At 63.2% G+C, this 16,016-nt stretch carries 12 protein-coding genes and 2 pseudogenes; 11 read left to right on the forward strand and 3 right to left on the reverse strand.

Features of this window, described 5'->3' with window-relative positions; translation table 11 throughout:
• The first annotated feature begins 5 nt into the window (after positions 1 to 5).
• On the forward strand, positions 6 to 458 hold the full coding sequence (locus tag ACG83_RS39020; protein WP_054571296.1) for a MaoC family dehydratase: 453 nt from the start codon (positions 6 to 8) through the stop codon (positions 456 to 458).
• A 241-nt stretch (positions 459 to 699) separates the two neighbouring features.
• On the opposite strand, the pseudogene ACG83_RS47375 reads toward ACG83_RS39020, so the two are convergent.
• The 3 genes and pseudogenes from ACG83_RS47375 to ACG83_RS39035 all read right to left on the reverse strand — a co-directional run bounded on the left by ACG83_RS47375 (position 700) and on the right by ACG83_RS39035 (position 2,834).
• A pseudogene (locus tag ACG83_RS47375) lies at positions 700 to 1,300 on the reverse strand (transposase).
• Between the two features lie 298 nt (positions 1,301 to 1,598).
• Positions 1,599 to 1,904: pseudogene (locus ACG83_RS48265) on the reverse strand (diguanylate cyclase); the annotation flags it as partial.
• 303 nt (positions 1,905 to 2,207) lie between these two features.
• Positions 2,208 to 2,834, reverse strand: a complete 627-nt coding sequence (locus ACG83_RS39035; protein ID WP_054571299.1) for a TetR/AcrR family transcriptional regulator — start codon at positions 2,832 to 2,834, stop codon at positions 2,208 to 2,210.
• 267 nt (positions 2,835 to 3,101) lie between these two features.
• Here ACG83_RS39035 and ACG83_RS39040 point away from each other — a divergent pair, with 267 nt between their 5' ends.
• The 10 genes from ACG83_RS39040 (at position 3,102) to ACG83_RS39075 (ending at position 16,015) form a co-directional block, all read left to right on the forward strand.
• Positions 3,102 to 3,782: an SGNH/GDSL hydrolase family protein gene (locus ACG83_RS39040; protein ID WP_054571300.1), complete on the forward strand. Its 681-nt coding sequence runs from the start codon at positions 3,102 to 3,104 to the stop codon at positions 3,780 to 3,782.
• Between the two features lie 801 nt (positions 3,783 to 4,583).
• The gene (locus ACG83_RS39045) at positions 4,584 to 6,098 is read left to right on the forward strand and encodes an ABC transporter substrate-binding protein (RefSeq protein ID WP_063793357.1); all 1,515 of its coding nucleotides are present in this window, start codon (positions 4,584 to 4,586) and stop codon (positions 6,096 to 6,098) included.
• 60 nt (positions 6,099 to 6,158) lie between these two features.
• Positions 6,159 to 7,097, forward strand: a complete 939-nt coding sequence (locus tag ACG83_RS39050) for an ABC transporter permease (protein ID WP_054571362.1) — start codon at positions 6,159 to 6,161, stop codon at positions 7,095 to 7,097.
• Positions 7,094 to 8,944 (forward strand): dipeptide/oligopeptide/nickel ABC transporter permease/ATP-binding protein, encoded by a 1,851-nt coding sequence (locus tag ACG83_RS39055; protein ID WP_054571302.1) that lies wholly within the window; start codon positions 7,094 to 7,096, stop codon positions 8,942 to 8,944. The genes ACG83_RS39050 and ACG83_RS39055 overlap by 4 nt, the downstream gene beginning before the upstream one ends.
• Positions 8,941 to 9,783, forward strand: coding sequence for an ATP-binding cassette domain-containing protein (locus ACG83_RS39060; protein WP_054571303.1), 843 nt, complete (start codon positions 8,941 to 8,943; stop codon positions 9,781 to 9,783). The genes ACG83_RS39055 and ACG83_RS39060 overlap by 4 nt, the downstream gene beginning before the upstream one ends.
• Positions 9,784 to 9,803: 20 nt before the next feature.
• On the forward strand, positions 9,804 to 9,950 hold the full coding sequence (locus ACG83_RS46325; RefSeq protein WP_200931459.1) for a hypothetical protein: 147 nt from the start codon (positions 9,804 to 9,806) through the stop codon (positions 9,948 to 9,950).
• A gap of 22 nt (positions 9,951 to 9,972) precedes the next feature.
• Complete coding sequence (locus tag ACG83_RS48270; RefSeq protein WP_369812953.1) at positions 9,973 to 10,224, forward strand: alpha-L-rhamnosidase C-terminal domain-containing protein; 252 nt, start codon at positions 9,973 to 9,975, stop codon at positions 10,222 to 10,224.
• Between the two features lie 53 nt (positions 10,225 to 10,277).
• A complete protein-coding gene (locus ACG83_RS39065) occupies positions 10,278 to 12,461 on the forward strand; it encodes a glycoside hydrolase family 3 C-terminal domain-containing protein (RefSeq protein ID WP_054571363.1) in 2,184 nt (727 codons plus the stop codon).
• Between the two features lie 9 nt (positions 12,462 to 12,470).
• A complete protein-coding gene (locus tag ACG83_RS39070; protein WP_054571304.1) occupies positions 12,471 to 13,454 on the forward strand; it encodes an alpha/beta hydrolase in 984 nt (327 codons plus the stop codon).
• A complete protein-coding gene (locus tag ACG83_RS39075) occupies positions 13,454 to 16,015 on the forward strand; it encodes an alpha-L-rhamnosidase (RefSeq protein WP_161934850.1) in 2,562 nt (853 codons plus the stop codon). The genes ACG83_RS39070 and ACG83_RS39075 overlap by 1 nt, the downstream gene beginning before the upstream one ends.
• Position 16,016: the final 1 nt, after the last annotated feature.

Consider the following 16,016-nt stretch of genomic DNA (forward strand, 5'->3'; position numbering starts at 1 on the left):
AGAAGATGATGGTCTTCCGTGGCATCAGCGAGTTGGAGCGGGCGGTTGGCACCTACCTGGGGCATTCCGACTGGTATACCGTCACCCAGAAACAGATCGACGCCTTCGCCGAGGCCAGCGGTGACTTCCAGTGGATCCATGTCGACCCCGGCAAGGCGGCACAGGGACCGTTCGGTGCCACCGTCGCCCACGGCTTCCTGACTCTTTCGCTGGTACCCCTGCTAACCAGGCAGATTTACCGGGTCGAGGGAGTGAAGATGAGCGTCAACTACGGCGCCGACAAGCTTCGCTTCCCATCGCCGCTCCCCGTGAACTCGAAGGTGCGGGCCGGTGTCGAGCTTCTCTCTGTAGAGGCAGGGAACGGTGGGTATCGAGTAGCTGCCCGGGTAACTGTCGAGCGTGAAGGCAGCAACAAACCCGCCTGCGTAGTCGAGGCGCTCAGTCTTGTACTGCCCTGACGAGGGTGAATTCGGGTGATGCGGCAGCGCTCGCCCGATCTATGCAATTTCAGATCGTGGCCCTCAACTGTTCAGGATCGAAGGTGTGTAGCCTCCGCGGATGCAAAGGTCGGAGCCGGAAATGCGAGTGCGGCAGGTCCGGGTAGTCCGGCACAGGTGGTCGGCCGTTCCCGGAGTGCGGTGCGCAGGCGGGCTTGGCGGTGGCCGGGTGCGCGGTCGCGGTGTGCGTGACGCCGACGACCTAGACCAGGCCGCGGTCGGTCAGGCCTTGGCGGAACAGCGCGCAGTTTCCGTAGTCGGCGTCGGCGAGTACCGGCCGGGCGGGCACATCCCAGCCAAGGATCTCGTCGAGCATGTCCAACGCGAGGCGCCACTTCTCCCGGTGCCGCGCAACGTCGGGGATCCCCGCTCGGGCACGGCGAGCCCGCACTGCGGCGGCCTCGGCCGGGTCGGCGACTCCGGTGTCGTCCCAGCTCGCGGGCAGGAACAGTCGCCAGTCCAACGCCGCGGACGCCCAGTCCGTGACCGCGTACATGGACACCCTGACCTGGCAGTTCCCCAATCTTCGCCCCCGGGGACGCCGGGCCGCCCTTGGCGAAGCCGGTGTCGTCGAAGACCAGCGCCTCGGGCTGGACGAACTCGACCGCCCAACCGGCCAGGCGGCGGCGGACCTCGTTGTACTCGCAGGTCGAGTTCCGCAGGAACTGCTGCAACCCCCGATGACCGACCCCAAGCCGCAGCGCCATCGGCTGCAGGCTCTTCCGCCTCCCGCCGACCATCAGCCCACGGACGTACGACTCACGCTTCGCCCGCTGGCCCCTGCGCGGCAGATCCGCCAGCATCCGCGCCGTGAGCTCCTCCACCAGTGGACGCCCCTCCTCCTCCGGTGCCTCACCCAGCAGCGGTCCAGACTCGGATCCGCACCTCGAAACCAGTCGATCAAAAATCTAACAAAGTCCTAGTGGGCGCCGTTTCGGCTCTCGTTAATGTATGTCGTGAACGGCCCGAACACTCGACCCGCGCGGAGGAAGGGATCCACCTCAATGAACGAATGGAGGCCGCCCGAATTAACAGGCGGAGCCGACCGGAGCCATCTTCAGCTGATACCGTCCTTCGTGTTTCGTGTGGTACAGCTCCGCTTCAGCCAGATCGGCAATCCGTGACGCCACATCGTTCGGTGCCGGGACCACTGCCCTGAGGTCGATACTCACGGTAACGATCCCATTGATGCCGAACGGGAGGGTCTCGGTCATGTCCGGTGTCCGGAATTCGTAGGGTGAACTCCTCACCTCCGTAACGAACGGCCAGATCGGCGGTACAGATCCTTGCGGTCACGCACGCAGCGACCTGTTTGATACATCGGTAGCCGGCGGCCTGTCCGAACGGGTCGTTGTACTGCTTGAAGTGGTCTGTGTCGATCATCATAAACGCGATGAATATCGCCTGTTTCTGGGCCTGTCGTCCCTGGCCGAGGGCCTTTTAAGACGTCTTCTAATGGCCAGTCGGGTCAGCTGATCCGTCTCTGAGAGTCGTTCACGCGTCATTTAGCGGCGGCCGGCGCCTCGGTTCTCTGGGCGACCTGGCATTCGAGTAATGCATACATGACGTGCGGACCTCGGGCCTCCGCGCAATGTCTGCGCGATCCCCGTCAGTCTCGGATGGCCTCGGCGTGCCTGCGACCGGCGTTCAAAGGCTCTGGGCCGGCATCGAGGAGCCACGGCAACACCGAGCCTCCGTTGAGGGGCCGGATCACGTGGTCAGCGCGTCAAAATCCAGATTGCGGAACGCGTTCTCGATGAAGCGGGCTGCGAGATGTTGGGCAGCCTTCAGGTCGCCGCCGTGGTCGATGGTGTGCTCGCAGACCTGGAGGGTGACGCCGACACAGGCAGCGGCAAGTGTGTGAGCGTTCGCTCCGAGGCTGGGTCCGAAAGTCTCTTGTCGGCGCGTGATGAGGGCGGTGAGTTGCTGGGTCACGCCGTTGACGACCTCCTTCCGTAGCGTAGCCGGCCGATCGCCGGTCCGGTCGCCCCGGAAGAGCAGATCGAAGCCCTCGGCCCGCTCTGCCGCGAAACGGAAGAGCGGATCGGTGCCCACTGCTGCCAGTTCGGTGAGGGGGAGGCTGCTGCCCTGCTCGTAGGCGTCAGCGACCCAGTCCCAAAAGATCGTGGCTTCGCGTCGGACGACGTGCAGGTAGATCTGCTCCTTGTTACCGAGCCGAGCGTAGAGAGTCGGCTTGGTCGTCCCGGCCCGCCGTGCGATGTCCGCAACCTGCGCGGATGAGTAACCCTCTGCATGGAAGACAGCACGCGCCGCGTCGAGGAGGTCATCTTCGTCGAATCGGCGACCGCTGAGACTGCTGACTGAGTACGCGGACACCTTGAGGAGTCTACGAAGATAGAGCCTTGACTCCAAGTAAAGACATGGATAGCTTCACTCGGCGTTAACACATGTCGCTGCGGCCGCGCGACCCTGACCACCTCCGACGGGCCTACGACCTCCTCTGGAGACACCGTGCAACGACGCCGATTCCGCTTACTCTCCCTACTTGCGGCCCCTCTCTGCTTACTGTCCGCACTCACGGTGGTTGCCGCTCCCGCCGGCGCGGCGCCGCCTCCATACTCCTCGGCCACCCGGTACGTGGCGATGGGTGACTCCTACTCCTCCGGCCTCGGAGGCTCAGGGGTAAGCCTTGACTGTGGCCGCAGCCCGCAGGGGTACCCGACACTGTGGGCCAACGCTCACGGCATCACGACCTTCACTGACGTCACCTGCGCTGGGGCGGTGACTGAGGACGTGCTTGCCAACCAGGTTTCGGGGCTGAGTGCGCAGACTGACGTTGCCACCATCACGATCGGTGGCAACGACGTCGGGCTGGGATCACTGGTGTCGAACTGCCTACTAGCCACCGACCAGGGCTGTGCCCAGGCGGTCCAGCAGTTCCAGGCCAGCCTGCCGGCCCTCAACGCCAAGCTCGACACCACCTACGCGGCGATCCGCCAGGCGGCTCCTACCGCGCAGGTCTACGTGCTCGGGTACCCGCATTTGTTCGAGACGACCTGGACATGCTTCGAGTTCCCTGCTCTCAGCCAGCCGAAGCGTGTGGTGATCAACCAGGGTACCGACGCGCTCAACAGCAGCATCGCCCAGCGCGCGACGCAGGCCGGCTTCCAGTTCGTCGACGCCCAGGCGAAGTTCAACGGGCACGCCCGCTGCTCGGTCAACCCGTGGATCTTGCCCGTTTTCAGTCTCCCTGCTCCGCTGCACCCCAACGCGGACGGATACCGGTACGGCTATCAAGCGGCGCTTACCGCAGCTACCGGCTGATCTGAACCCCTATCTGCCCACGTAATCATAGAGAGCCGAGTAAGGCGGTAGGCGACCCCACGTCGACAATCAACCTATTCGGCTGATCTGACTGAAATATGCGATTGCCATCAGCTGGGAGGTGAACGGGTGCGGCTGCAGCTAGGCGGAGATCAATACTGCTCCTCGACCAGTGGTAAATTTCAACCGGAACGGCGGCACGGTGGTCGCAGAGAAGGTCACCTGTGTCGAGCGGCCCGGTCTGTACTTCTGGTGGACAGTTCCTGGCTGCTGCCGCACCACTTTACGTCCGGCTGTATCGACCGTGAAGGGGCGGCCGGTGTACCGGGCTTCGTTGCCGCAGGTCGTTCCAAACCATCAATGTGGACGCCGGAGAAAAAGGGCCAATACTTCTGCATCCGAGTATCTGGTGCACCGGGTCCGTGCCGCGCGAGCACGGTGTCAGAGCTAGGCCCGCTTCGTCGATCGAACTCCGGTTTGAGTCTTGACCCGACTCTTTTGCCAGCGCCCATCTCCATCCAGGCTGCAAGTCGCCAGAAACCAGCGGCGAGAGCGACAACAAGAGCTGTGAAACGGATCGCGAGGCCTCATGGTTCCAGGGCTTATCCCGGGCTCATCCGGCCTCTGATCCGGCCGAGGTTCCCATATGAATCCTCGCCCGGTACCGCTAGGAAAGTTTGTACCTTCGGCGTTCAAGAATTTTTCCAACAGGCGCATTTGGTCGGATGGATCTCGCTTGAATCCCCGGGCCCAGATGAGGTGCTGGCCCGCGGAACGGTTCGGGTTAAGGGGAATGACACGATGTTCAGATGGAAGTCGATAGTAGGCGCGGCGGCAGTTCTCGCTCTCGCAGTGACCGGCTGCTCCGGGGCAGGAGAAGCGACCGGCTCGAAAGGTGGCGGAGCGGCGACGCTGATCACCGTCGCCGCTCCGGGCTCGCTTGATCCTGCCGCAGCCTCGATGGGCCCGATGGCGGCCTACTACGAGGCGGTATACGACACGCTGCTTCGTTTGGACTCGGCGGGAAAGCTGCAGCCGTGGCTCGCGACGAAATGGACCTACGACGACAAGCGAACCAAACTGACCCTCACGCTGCGCGATGACGTGACCTTCACGGACGGGAGCGTACTCACCGCGGACGTCGTAGTCGCGAATCTTGAGAGGTTCAAGGCCGGAACCGCGCAGAACGCCGGCCGGCTGGCAGTTGTCGCGGCTGTCGAGGCGGCTGATGACAAGACAGTAGTCATCACACTGTCGCAGCCCGAGCCCAACTTTCTCTTCTACCTGGCATCGGACGCCGGACTGACCGCTTCAGGCAAGGCGCTTGCAGATCCTGACCTCGCGACCGACCCGGTCGGATCCGGTGCGTACGTGCTGGACAAGTCGGGGACAGTAATCGGTTCCACGTATCATTACACCAAGAACCCTAACTACTGGAACCCAGATGTCCAGCATTTTGACGAGCTGACCGTGAAGGCGTTGCAGAATGTTGGCAGTATCGCGAACGCGGTCACTGCGGGTGAGGCGGACATCGTGCAGCTTCCCAAGGAAGCGGTCAGCCCCGCAAGAAGCGCCGGTTGGACAATCAACGAGATCCACTCCGGAGGTTTTACCGGACTCATGTTCTTCGATCGGAACGGCGAGGTCTCGGAGCCGCTTGGGAAGGAGAAGGTCCGGCAGGCGATCAACTATGCGTTGGACCGTCCGGCGCTGATAAAGGCCCTCAATGCGGGTGTCGGTAGTCCTACCACACAGATCTTTCCGACGGCCGGCCGTGCTTACGACGCCGAACTGGACAGGGCCTATCCCCACGACCCTGCAAAGGCGAAGAAGCTGCTGAGCGAGGCCGGATACCCCGACGGTGTCACGATCACCCTTCCGGACTTCGGTAACCGGGACAACTATGCGATCCTTGTGCAGATGCTCGGCGAGGCGGACATCAAGGTCGAGTGGAGCGAGAGCCAGCTGCAGAACTCGATCACGGACATCCTGTCCAAGAAGTTCTCGGCGGTGTACTTCGCGCTGGGCGACGCTACTGACTGGGGAACCGTCCAGCAGGTGATCACGCCGAACGCCGCCTTCAATCCGTTCAAGACGAAGGATCCGGCGCTGGATGAACTCATCCAGCAGCTGCAGGCCGGCGATGAGGCCACTCAGGCAGAAGCGGGGCGCAAGATCAACAAGTATGTCGTGGAGCATGCGTGGTTCGCGCCGATTCAGGGCAGCTTTTCCCTTATCGGCTCAAGTCCTGATGTATCTGTCACCCCGCCGACGATGACGACGTATCCCTCGATCTTTGATATCCAGCCCAAGTAGTACCATCCCGCCGGGGCCGGTACTGGGCCGGCCCTGGCCGACAGGGACTTGGACGGCATTATGATCAGATACATCACCGGGCGGACACTCTCCGGCATCATGCTGGTGGCTGTCGTCGCGTTCGGCACATTTGCGATGCTTTACGGCTCCAGTGGAGATATTGCTCGCCGCCTCCTCGGTGAATCCGCAACTCCTGAGACGGTGGCGCGGAAGTCCGAGGAGCTGGGACTGAACCGGCCTCTCTGGGAGCAATTCTGGGAATGGGTTTCGTCTGCGGTCACGGGTGATCTTGGCCGCTCGTGGGTGAATGGTCAGCGCGTTTCGGATGCCATCGAAAGCCGTCTTCCTGTCACTTTGTCCCTTGTCGTTCTAACGGTCGCGCTCACAGCGATCATCGCGATTTTTTTAGGTATGCTCGCGGCCTATCGTGGGGGTTGGGTGGACTCGCTGATCCAGATCCTCAGCGTGGTCGCGCTCGCGATCCCGGGTTTCCTTATCGCGCTCTGGCTGGTGCTAATCTTTGCGGTGGGTCTTGGCTGGTTCCACGCGACCGGGTACACACCGATGACCCAGTCTTTCAGCGGCTGGCTCGCGTCCGTGATTCTGCCGGTCATAGCGCTCGCGATCGGCGCCATCGCCGGCGTCGCCCAGCAGATCCGGGGCTCGATTCTCGACACGATCGATCGGGACTATGTACGGACCCTGCGTAGCCGTGGACTCCCGATGAACCACGTGCTTTATCGCCACGTGCTCAGAAATGCTAGCGGGCCCGCGCTTACGATCCTCGGCCTGCAGTTCATCGGATTAATTGCCGGCGCCGTCTTCGTCGAACAGATATTCGCGCTTCCCGGGATCGGTCAGCTGGCTATCAACGCAACCCTGTCCACCGATGTCCCGGTGGTAATGGGTGTGGTGGTGGTCATCGCCGTAGTCGTCGTCGTTGGCAACCTGCTCATCGACCTCGCACAAGGTGCGCTCAACCCGAGAGCGCGCCGATGACTGAGATCGTCGCTCCCACCTCAGTGGATGCGCAGCCGGTATTGTTCCGTCGGCTTCTTCGGCGCCCGCTGAGCGCGGTGGCCATCGGGCTCCTCGCGCTCATAGGCCTCGTCGTCGTGCTAGGGCAGTGGATCACTCCCTACGACCCGTCGCTGACGTCGATTGATGACATCCTCGCGTCACCGAGTGCAGCGCACCTGCTGGGTACCGACGGCCAAGGTCGTGACGCGCTCTCCCGGGTCATCGCCGGAGCGCCGCTGACGATCGGGTCAGGCCTGTTCACTCTGGTGACTGCCGTCGTCTTCGGTGTCGGTGCCGGCCTCGTCGCCGGGTACTACGGGGGCTGGCTCGATGCGGTGCTGTGCTGGGTTGTAGGCATGCTGATGGCGTTGCCTGGCATGGTGATGATCGTCGCGGCCCGCGCGATCCTCGGGCCCTCGATGCTATCGATGATGTTCCTGCTGGGGCTCTTCATCTCCCCGGTGTTCTTCCGGATTGTCTACGGAGCTGTCCGTGCTGTACGGGTGGAGCTCTACGTCGACGCTGCGCGCGTCTCGGGGCTCAGCGACGCCCGGATAATCGGCCGTCACGTGCTGTCGGCAGTGCGTGCGCCGATCATCGTCCAGGCGGCGCTTGTCGCCGGGATGTCAGTCGCATTGCTCGCGGGTCTCGAGTTTCTCGGGCTCGGAAACCCGAACAAGCCCACCTGGGGATCGCTCCTCTCCGCGGGCTTCCAACAGGTCTACACCGCCCCATGGCTTGTAGTCGGCCCCGCGATCGCGCTGGGGATCACGGGCATCACATTCGTCCTGCTCGGTAACGGACTTCGGGATGAGCTCGAGCGCACGGCGTCTCCACGCCGCAACAAGCGGCGCACTATGGCGGTCACCAAACAGGCCGTCACAGCTGCGGAGACACCGACTCCAGCCAGTGCCGACGACCTCGACTCAGCTCTCGATGAGAAGGCCGAGAACAGTGCACTCGTCATTCACGAGGAGCCAGAACCTCAGGATGCGAGCGCAGTCCTTAGAATGAGCGACCTCAGGGTCGCTTACAGCCGGCCCGACGGATCCGAGATCGAAGTGGTGCACGGTGTCTCGCTCGAGCTACGTAAGGGAGAGATCCACGGACTGATTGGCGAGTCCGGTTCCGGTAAGACTCAAACCGCGCTATCGATCATTGGTCTACTGCCTCGTGGCGGGCGCGTCACCTCCGGTGAGATAATTTTTGACGACGTGCAACTGGAGGGGGCGGACGACCGAACGCTTTCTAGCATTCGCGGCCAGCGGATCGGTTACATCCCACAGGAGCCGATGAGTAATCTGGACCCTTCCTTCACCGTGGGTAGCCAGCTCGTGCACCCGCTCAGGCTCCGGATGGGCATAGGAAGACGCGAGGCTAGGGACCGCGCGCTCGGATTGCTGGAGCGCGTCGGTATTCCCAACCCGGTACGGACCTTTGACAGCTATCCCTTCGAGCTGTCGGGCGGCATGGCGCAGCGAATTCTCATAGCTGGCGCGGTTTCCATGGATCCGGACGTTCTTATCGCAGATGAGCCCACCACCGCGCTCGACGTCACCGTTCAGGCCGAAGTGCTGGATCTCCTGCGTGACCTGCAGGAGGAACGTAACCTGACGATGCTCCTCGTCACGCACAATGTTGGCGTCGTTGCCGACCTCTGTAATCGTGTCACGGTCATGCGGCACGGCGTGTTCGTTGAGTCTGGACCTGTACGCGAGGTACTGACGGCCGCACGGCAGCCGTACACGAAATCGCTGCTGGAAGCCCTCCTGGAAGACACCCCACCGCGCTCAGCCCGGAAAGATGCCCAAGGCGGCGAAGTATGAGTTCGATCCTTGAAGCCCGCGACGTAGTGGTTTCCTATCGCGGCAAGGGCTTCCGCGCAGCGTCGTTGCTGGCGCTGCGCGGCGTGTCCATAGAGCTCCGTTCTGGCGAGACCCTCGGCCTTGTCGGTGAATCCGGCTCGGGTAAGACCACGCTCGGCCGCGCAATACTCGGGCTCGCACCGGTGACAGGCGGAAGCATCACTTACGACGGGAGGGAGATCACGGATCTGCGCCGTCGGGACCGACGCTTGCTCGGCCGCGAGATCCAGGCCGTCTTCCAGGATCCATATTCCTCGCTCAGCCCGTCAATGACAATCGAGAGCATCCTGTCCGAGCCACTGACGGCTACCGGGATGCCGAAGCGGGTGGCCCGGGAGAAGATCGCGAATCTGCTCGATCGCGTCGGGCTTCCCAGCAGCGCACGCTCGAGGCTGCCTCGAGAGTTCTCCGGAGGCCAGCGACAACGGATCGCAATCGCCAGAGCCCTAGCGCTCAACCCACGCGTCATCGTCTGCGACGAACCGGTGTCGGCCCTGGACCTGTCGACCCAGGCGCGTGTGCTCGATCTGTTTATCGAGATCCAGGAACGCACCGGCGTTGCCTATCTCTTCGTATCGCACGACCTTTCTGTTGTAAGGCACATCAGCCATCGAGTTGCGGTGATGTATCGCGGCGAGATCGTCGAGGTCGGCGACGGAGATCAGGTCACGGCACGACCGGCACATCCCTACACGCAGCGGTTGTTCCTCGCGGCGCCAGTATCGGACCCGGACGCACAGCGTGAACGGCGTGCCCAGCGGCGTGAGCTCGTGGCCCTTGACGCTGGTCTAGAACCGTAAGGACTCAGTTGATCACTCCCATGCTTGACAATGTGCAGATGGTCACCGCGGCGGACGAGTTTCAGGCCTTCGTTCTCAGTGTCGAGACCCGTCTCGACGCCACGGAGCCGATCAGGAGAGCCGTCCTGCGAGGCACCCGCCCACGGCGTCTTCGAAGCTCGTACTGACGGCAAGGCGGTGAGCGCAGGTGTGCTGGCGCCGGGTTGGGTACTCCAGGATCCGCCGCTTCCCGGCCGAGGCCTGGACTGGGCGAAGGGTGCACTTGAGACACGGTCCGGACGGGTCGAGTGCGTCTGGCGACGCAATCGCGACCAGACTGTCACGGTCCACTGTGCCGTTCTCGAGGGCCTCGCTGCGGAGCTACACCTACCTGACGGAAGTGCCCGGATGCTTGAGGGAGGCTCCTACGAGATCTCGCTCAGAGAGGACCCACAGAGGTGACTGAAACCACGGAGAACCAGGAACAGCATACAATCACGCTGACGACAGAACAGATGGTGACGCTTCTGTCGGGACGAGACACGTGGTCGACGCAGCCAGTAGAAAGCGCCGGTATCCGCTCAGTCCGGCTTTCGGACGGGCCACACGGCTTGCGTGTTCAGGAAGAGGGCGGCGACCCCCTGGGATTCCTGCCAAGCCTGCCCGCGACCTGTTTTCCCCCTGCGGTTGCGCTTGGATCAAGCTGGGATCCTGGGGTCGTCGCGAAGGTCGGTGAGGCCCTCGGACGGGAGGCTCAGGCTGCTGGCATCGATATCATACTAGGGCCCGGGGTGAACATCAAGAGGTCCCCTTTGTGTGGGCGAAACTTCGAGTATCTATCGGAAGATCCTTTGCTCTCAGGTGTTCTCGGTGCCGCCTACGTGAAGGGCGTCCAGAGTACGGGAGTCGGTGCGTCGGTGAAACATTTCGCTGCCAACAACCAGGAAACCGACCGCATGCGGGTCAGCGCGGATGTGGATGAACGGACGCTCCGTGAGATCTACCTCCCGGCATTCGAGCGGGTGGTCAAAGAGGCAGAGCCCGCGACGGTAATGTGTGCCTACAACAAGATAAACGGGGTTTACGGTTCGGAGAACCGCTGGCTGCTGACCGAAGTCCTCCGCCGTCAGTGGGGCTTCACCGGTGCCGTGGTGTCGGACTGGGGTGCCGTTCACGACCCGGCAGCGGCGGTGCGCGCCGGGGTGGATCTCGAAATGCCTGGGACCAGGGGACGAAGCGTCCGCGAACTGATGGCAGCCGTCGTGGCAGGTGAGCTCGACGAGGCGGTGGTCAGTGAGAGTGCCGAGCGAGTGCGCCGGCTCGGCAGATACGGCCTGGGCGAGACGAATGCTGTCGATCCAGATGCTCATCATGCGATCGCACGGGAAGCGGCTGCGGCCTGCACCGTTCTTCTGAAGAACGAGGATGTCCTGCCCCTTTCTCCCGATGCTCGGATCGTGGTCATCGGCGAGTTCGCCAGAACTCCGCGCTTCCAGGGTGGGGGCAGCTCGCATGTCAACGCCACCCGGATCGACTCGTTCCTGGGCGCGGCCGAAGAGCACGCCCGCGGTCCGATCGAGTTCGCGGCAGGCTATGACGTTGATGGGGATGGTGACCCCCGACCCCTGCGGGAGGCCGCGGTGACCGCGGCCGCCGCGTGCGAGGTCGCAGTCATTTTCGTCGGACTCGGTGAGGCGGATGAGTCGGAAGGCTTCGATCGCACCTCCATCGACCTTCCGGAAGCGCAGACTGCGCTCATCCGGGCGGTGAGCACGGTTTCCGCGAAGACGGTGGTCGTGCTGTCGCACGGTGGGGTAGTGGGGCTCGAAGGATGGCACGACGATGTCGACGCGATCGTCGACGGGTTTCTTCTCGGTCAGGCTGGGGGCAGCGCTCTCGCGGAGATTATCTACGGCGTCGTGAACCCTTCCGGCAAGCTTGCGGAAACTATTCCGATGCGGCTCGAGGACACGGCCGCATTCACCAATTTTCCGGGTGAGCAAGGCCATGTAGTCTACGGTGAACGACTTCTTGTTGGATACCGGTCCGTCGCGACGACCGGGGTTGCTGTTCGCTATCCGTTCGGTCATGGCCTGAGCTACACGACTTTCCGTGTCCGACGCTTCCAGGTCTCGGTTACCGGCTCCGACCGGGTCACGGTGTCCGTCGCAGTCGAAAACGTGGGTGACCGCGACGGTGCACATGTCATTCAGATCTACGTGGATGCGTCCTCCCGCGGGTTTGTGCAGCGGCCGGCCCGCGAGCTGCGTGCGTTCGCGAAGGTCTTCATTCCGGCGGGTCGGTCTGCCGACCTCGAGCTGGCGCTCGATCGGAGGGCCTTCGCCTACTGGGACACCGAGCTCTCGGACTGGTGTGTGACACCAGGTGAGTACCGAGTGATTCTTGGCCGTGACGCGCTCACCTCGGATGCGGAGGAAACCGTGATTCTCGGCGGCGACCATATTGTCCGCGAACTCACCCTGCGGTCGACGGTGCAGGAGTGGTTCGATCATCCGGTCGTGGGGCCGATCCTACTCGAAACGCTGGAGTCCAAACTGTTGTTCGGTCTCGCCCAGCCGGGCACACTACGTGTGCTCGGATCGCTTCCGATGCAGAAGATTGTCAATCTCGTTGGCGAGGGGATTCCGCCCGGGGCCATCGAGTCATTGATGGCGATGACCGTGCACTCGGAAAAGTAGGAAGATACGATGAGTGACCCGTATTTCGACCGCATCCGGGCTCTTCACATGGAACTTGAGGCCGTCCGCCCGGACGCACAGCAGCCAGGCGACCCGGAGTTGATAGCACGGCTGATGCGGCCGCGGCCCACGGAAGCCGGCTATGCGGCGCCGGCCGCGGAGGTCAGCGAGGTCACCATAAGGGTGGCCTCAGACGCGTTCAGGATCCGGATCTATCGGCCTTACACCGCTGGGGCCGACCGGCCGCTACTCGTCTGGAGCCATGGCGGGGCGTTCCTCGGCGGCGACCTTGACATGCCCGAGGCAGATGCCGTCGCACGTGAGCTGACTGCTCGGGCAGACGCCGTGGTCGTCTCAGTGGACTACCGCCTGTGTGTCGAGGGCGTGCACTACCCGGCGCCCAACGACGACGTGGTCACGGCGTTCGGCTGGGCAGTTCAGCACGCGGAAGCGTTGGGAGCGGACCCCGCCCGGGTCAGCATCGGCGGCGCGAGCGCCGGTGCGTGCCTGGCTGCTGGAGCCGCGCTTCGCCTACGCGACGCCGGTGAGGCCCAAGCCGCCTCCGTGATCCTTGCCTACCCGGTAGTTCATCCCGTGCTTCCGATGCCGTCCACCGAGCTTGCGGAGAAGCTGGCCTCTCTCACTCCCGCGATGGCCTTCGCTCCCGAGATTTTCACCCCTGTGCTCGAGAACTACCTGGGATCGCCGGCCGACGAGGCGGCGGCCTACGCGACGCCCGGAGTGTTGGCGGCTGATCTCCTCGGGCTGCCACCGACACTCATCTTCAACTGTGAGTACGACGGGCTACGCGCCTCCGGAGAGAAGTTCGCCGAGCAGCTCCGTGCTGCAGGTGTCGAGGTGGTCTCAGAAACCGTGCCAGCTGTGCTTCATGGACATCTGAACCGACCGGGCCTGCCGGAGGCCGACGAGACCCTCACTCGCATGAGTGAATGGATCACCACCCATCGTCACGCGCCTACGGTGACCCGCTGATGCGAGTCGAGCGTCTCCGCACACTCCACCGGATCGAGCCGGTCGGCATCGACCAGGTCCCCGAGTTCTCATGGTGCATCTCCAGCCCCGAGCGTGACACCCTGCAGACCTCGTACCGGATCACGGTCGAGGACGGTGATCGCACAGTGTGGGACACCGGGCTCGTCGCCAGCGAATCACAGTCGTTCGTCGAATACTCAGGCAGCCCTCTTCGCAGCCGGACCCGCTATCGCTGGGCGGTCACGGTCGAGGACAACCATGGCAACACTGATACGGCCTCCGCGGGTTTCGAGACGGCCTTCCTCGACACGGCCTGGACTGCGAGGTGGGTGGAGAGCACGATCCCACGGCCCGCAGCTGAGAGCTGGGGGCACGGGACACAGCCGCCCGCCGTCGAGTTCCTCAGGAACTTCGCGGTTCACCACCCAATTCGATCCGCCCGCCTCTACGCCACGGCACTCGGCGTCTACCGCTTGACCCTCAACGGGCTCCGTCCCGATGACCGTGAACTCGCCCCCGAGTTCTCGGTCTATCGGAGGAGGCTCTACTACCAGACCTACGACGTCACCGCCCAGCTGCGGGAGGGGGCGAACACCCTATCGATGTACGTCGGTGACGGATGGTATTTCTGCCCGGTGACGCGTCCGCTCTCGTACGAGCTTCGCGAACTTCCAGCGGTTCTTTTCCAGCTGGAACTCGAATACGAGAATAATCTGACGGAGACGGTCTTCTCGGATGGCAGCGAGATCTGCCGAACCGGCCCGGTGCGGTCGTCGGACCTGTACTGGGGCGAGCGGTTTGACGCGAGGGCTTCGTTCGATGATCCGCGACCGGTCAAGATAGTCGATCTTGGCTACGGCAATCTCGTGGCTCAGCCGATCGATCCGGTCCGGCCGGTGGCGCTCGTTCCCGCTGTGGTGACCTATACGTCCCCGGAAGGGGATCTCATCGTCGACTTCGGTCAGATCGTGGCCGGCCGGTCTCGTGTGAAGATCGACGCGCCGCCGGGCACCGAGATCACCCTCGAGCACTTCGAGGTGACCACCGCCGACGGCGGTTACTTCAACTCGATGATCGCGGGTCAGAAGGATGTATACGTCTCGGACGGCGCCCGTCGCGAGTACGAGCCCCTGTTTACGTTCCACGGCTTCCGGTACATCCGCGTGTCGGGTCTTCCGTCGGTGAGCAAGGACGACTTCACGGCCGTCGTTCTCACGACACCAAAGGAGTGTACCGGCACCTTCGAGAGCTCGGATCCACGCCTCAACCGGCTCCACGAGAACATTCTCTGGTCACAGCGGAACAACATGATGTCGATCCCCACCGACTGTCCGACACGGGAGAAGGCGGGCTTCACTGGCGACATCCAGATATATGTTCCCGCAGCCTTCGTCAACGAAGACATGACTTCGTTTCTGTCTGCCTGGCTGCGAAATCTCTCGGCTGAGCAGCGCGCGGACGGTGTCGTACCGATGACCGTTCCGTTCACGAATCTCTACGAGCGCCTCTCGCTCCGTACCAGCGAGCAGTTCGGCGGCGAGGGCGTGACTGGAATTGCAGGATGGAGCGACGCAGCGGTCATTGTTCCCTGGGAGATGTATCGTGCGACCGGGAACACCCTTGTGCTGCGCGAGGCATTTTCCTCGATGAAGTCATGGTGTGACAGCATAATCGCCACAGCGCGGAACCGGCGCGGCCCTGGCGGCCTCCCCGAAGAGCTCGACCGCTATCTCTGGAACACTGGTTTTCACTTCGGCGAATGGCTCATCCCGAGTAGGAAGCAGGAGGAGGGCGACTTCGAGGTCACGAGAGAGTCTAGTGCGTACGTAGCGCCATTCTTCGGCTATCGGTCCGTTCGCCTCCTCGCCGATGTCGCGGACGTGCTTGGCCGCGTTGACGACCGTGACTTCTATGCTGCGCAGGCGGCCAGGATGAAGGACGCGATCCAGCAGGTTTTCATGACCGGTGACGAGCTTCCGACGGAACTTATGGGTGGCTACGTCCTCGCCTTCGCGTTCGACCTCGTTCCTGCTGACCGCAGGGACCCCTACGCTGCCAAGCTGGTCCAGCTGATCGAGGAGAACGGCGGCCTCCTCGACACGGGCTTTCTCACCACGCCGTATTTGCTGGACGTCCTTGTGGAGATCGGTCGGGCCGATCTCGCGGTCGAGCTGCTCTGGGAGACCCGGCAGCCATCGTGGCTGTACCAGGTCGACATGGGTGCGACGGCTATCTGGGAGAGCTGGGACGCGATGTCCCTCGATGGCACGCCGGCAATCTCCAGCTTCGACCACTACGCGTTCGGGTGCGTCGATGACTGGATCTGCAGAGAGGTAGCGGGGATTCAGGCGACAATCGCAGGATACAAGCATACCGTTATCGCCCCGCGCACCGACACGCGCCTGACCTCATGCGCGCGGACCCTTCTGACCGAGTTCGGGGAACTTGCTGTGCGGTGGACAGGGGATCGGTTGGAAATCACGGTGCCGTGCAACACAACCGCGACCGTTCTCTGGAACGGGCAGAGACATGAGATCGGCAGCGGCCGATATAGCTTCTAAG

This window comes from Frankia sp. R43, assembly GCF_001306465.1.
GTDB classification, from domain to species: Bacteria; Actinomycetota; Actinomycetes; order Frankiales; family Frankiaceae; genus Parafrankia; species Parafrankia irregularis.

What these genes read in the sequence shown, in the direction of transcription:
- ACG83_RS39020 (WP_054571296.1), top strand. Translation starts at nt 6, where the DNA reads ATGATGGTCTTCCGTGGCATCAGCGAGTTGGAGCGGGCGGTTGGCACC.
- ACG83_RS39040 (WP_054571300.1), top strand. Translation starts at nt 3,102, where the DNA reads ATGGGTGACTCCTACTCCTCCGGCCTCGGAGGCTCAGGGGTAAGCCTT.
- ACG83_RS39045 (WP_063793357.1), top strand. Translation starts at nt 4,584, where the DNA reads ATGTTCAGATGGAAGTCGATAGTAGGCGCGGCGGCAGTTCTCGCTCTC.
- ACG83_RS39050 (WP_054571362.1), top strand. Translation starts at nt 6,159, where the DNA reads ATGATCAGATACATCACCGGGCGGACACTCTCCGGCATCATGCTGGTG.
- ACG83_RS39055 (WP_054571302.1), top strand. Translation starts at nt 7,094, where the DNA reads ATGACTGAGATCGTCGCTCCCACCTCAGTGGATGCGCAGCCGGTATTG.
- ACG83_RS39060 (WP_054571303.1), top strand. Translation starts at nt 8,941, where the DNA reads ATGAGTTCGATCCTTGAAGCCCGCGACGTAGTGGTTTCCTATCGCGGC.
- ACG83_RS46325 (WP_200931459.1), top strand. Translation starts at nt 9,804, where the DNA reads ATGCTTGACAATGTGCAGATGGTCACCGCGGCGGACGAGTTTCAGGCC.
- ACG83_RS39065 (WP_054571363.1), top strand. Translation starts at nt 10,278, where the DNA reads ATGGTGACGCTTCTGTCGGGACGAGACACGTGGTCGACGCAGCCAGTA.
- ACG83_RS39070 (WP_054571304.1), top strand. Translation starts at nt 12,471, where the DNA reads ATGAGTGACCCGTATTTCGACCGCATCCGGGCTCTTCACATGGAACTT.
- ACG83_RS39075 (WP_161934850.1), top strand. Translation starts at nt 13,454, where the DNA reads ATGCGAGTCGAGCGTCTCCGCACACTCCACCGGATCGAGCCGGTCGGC.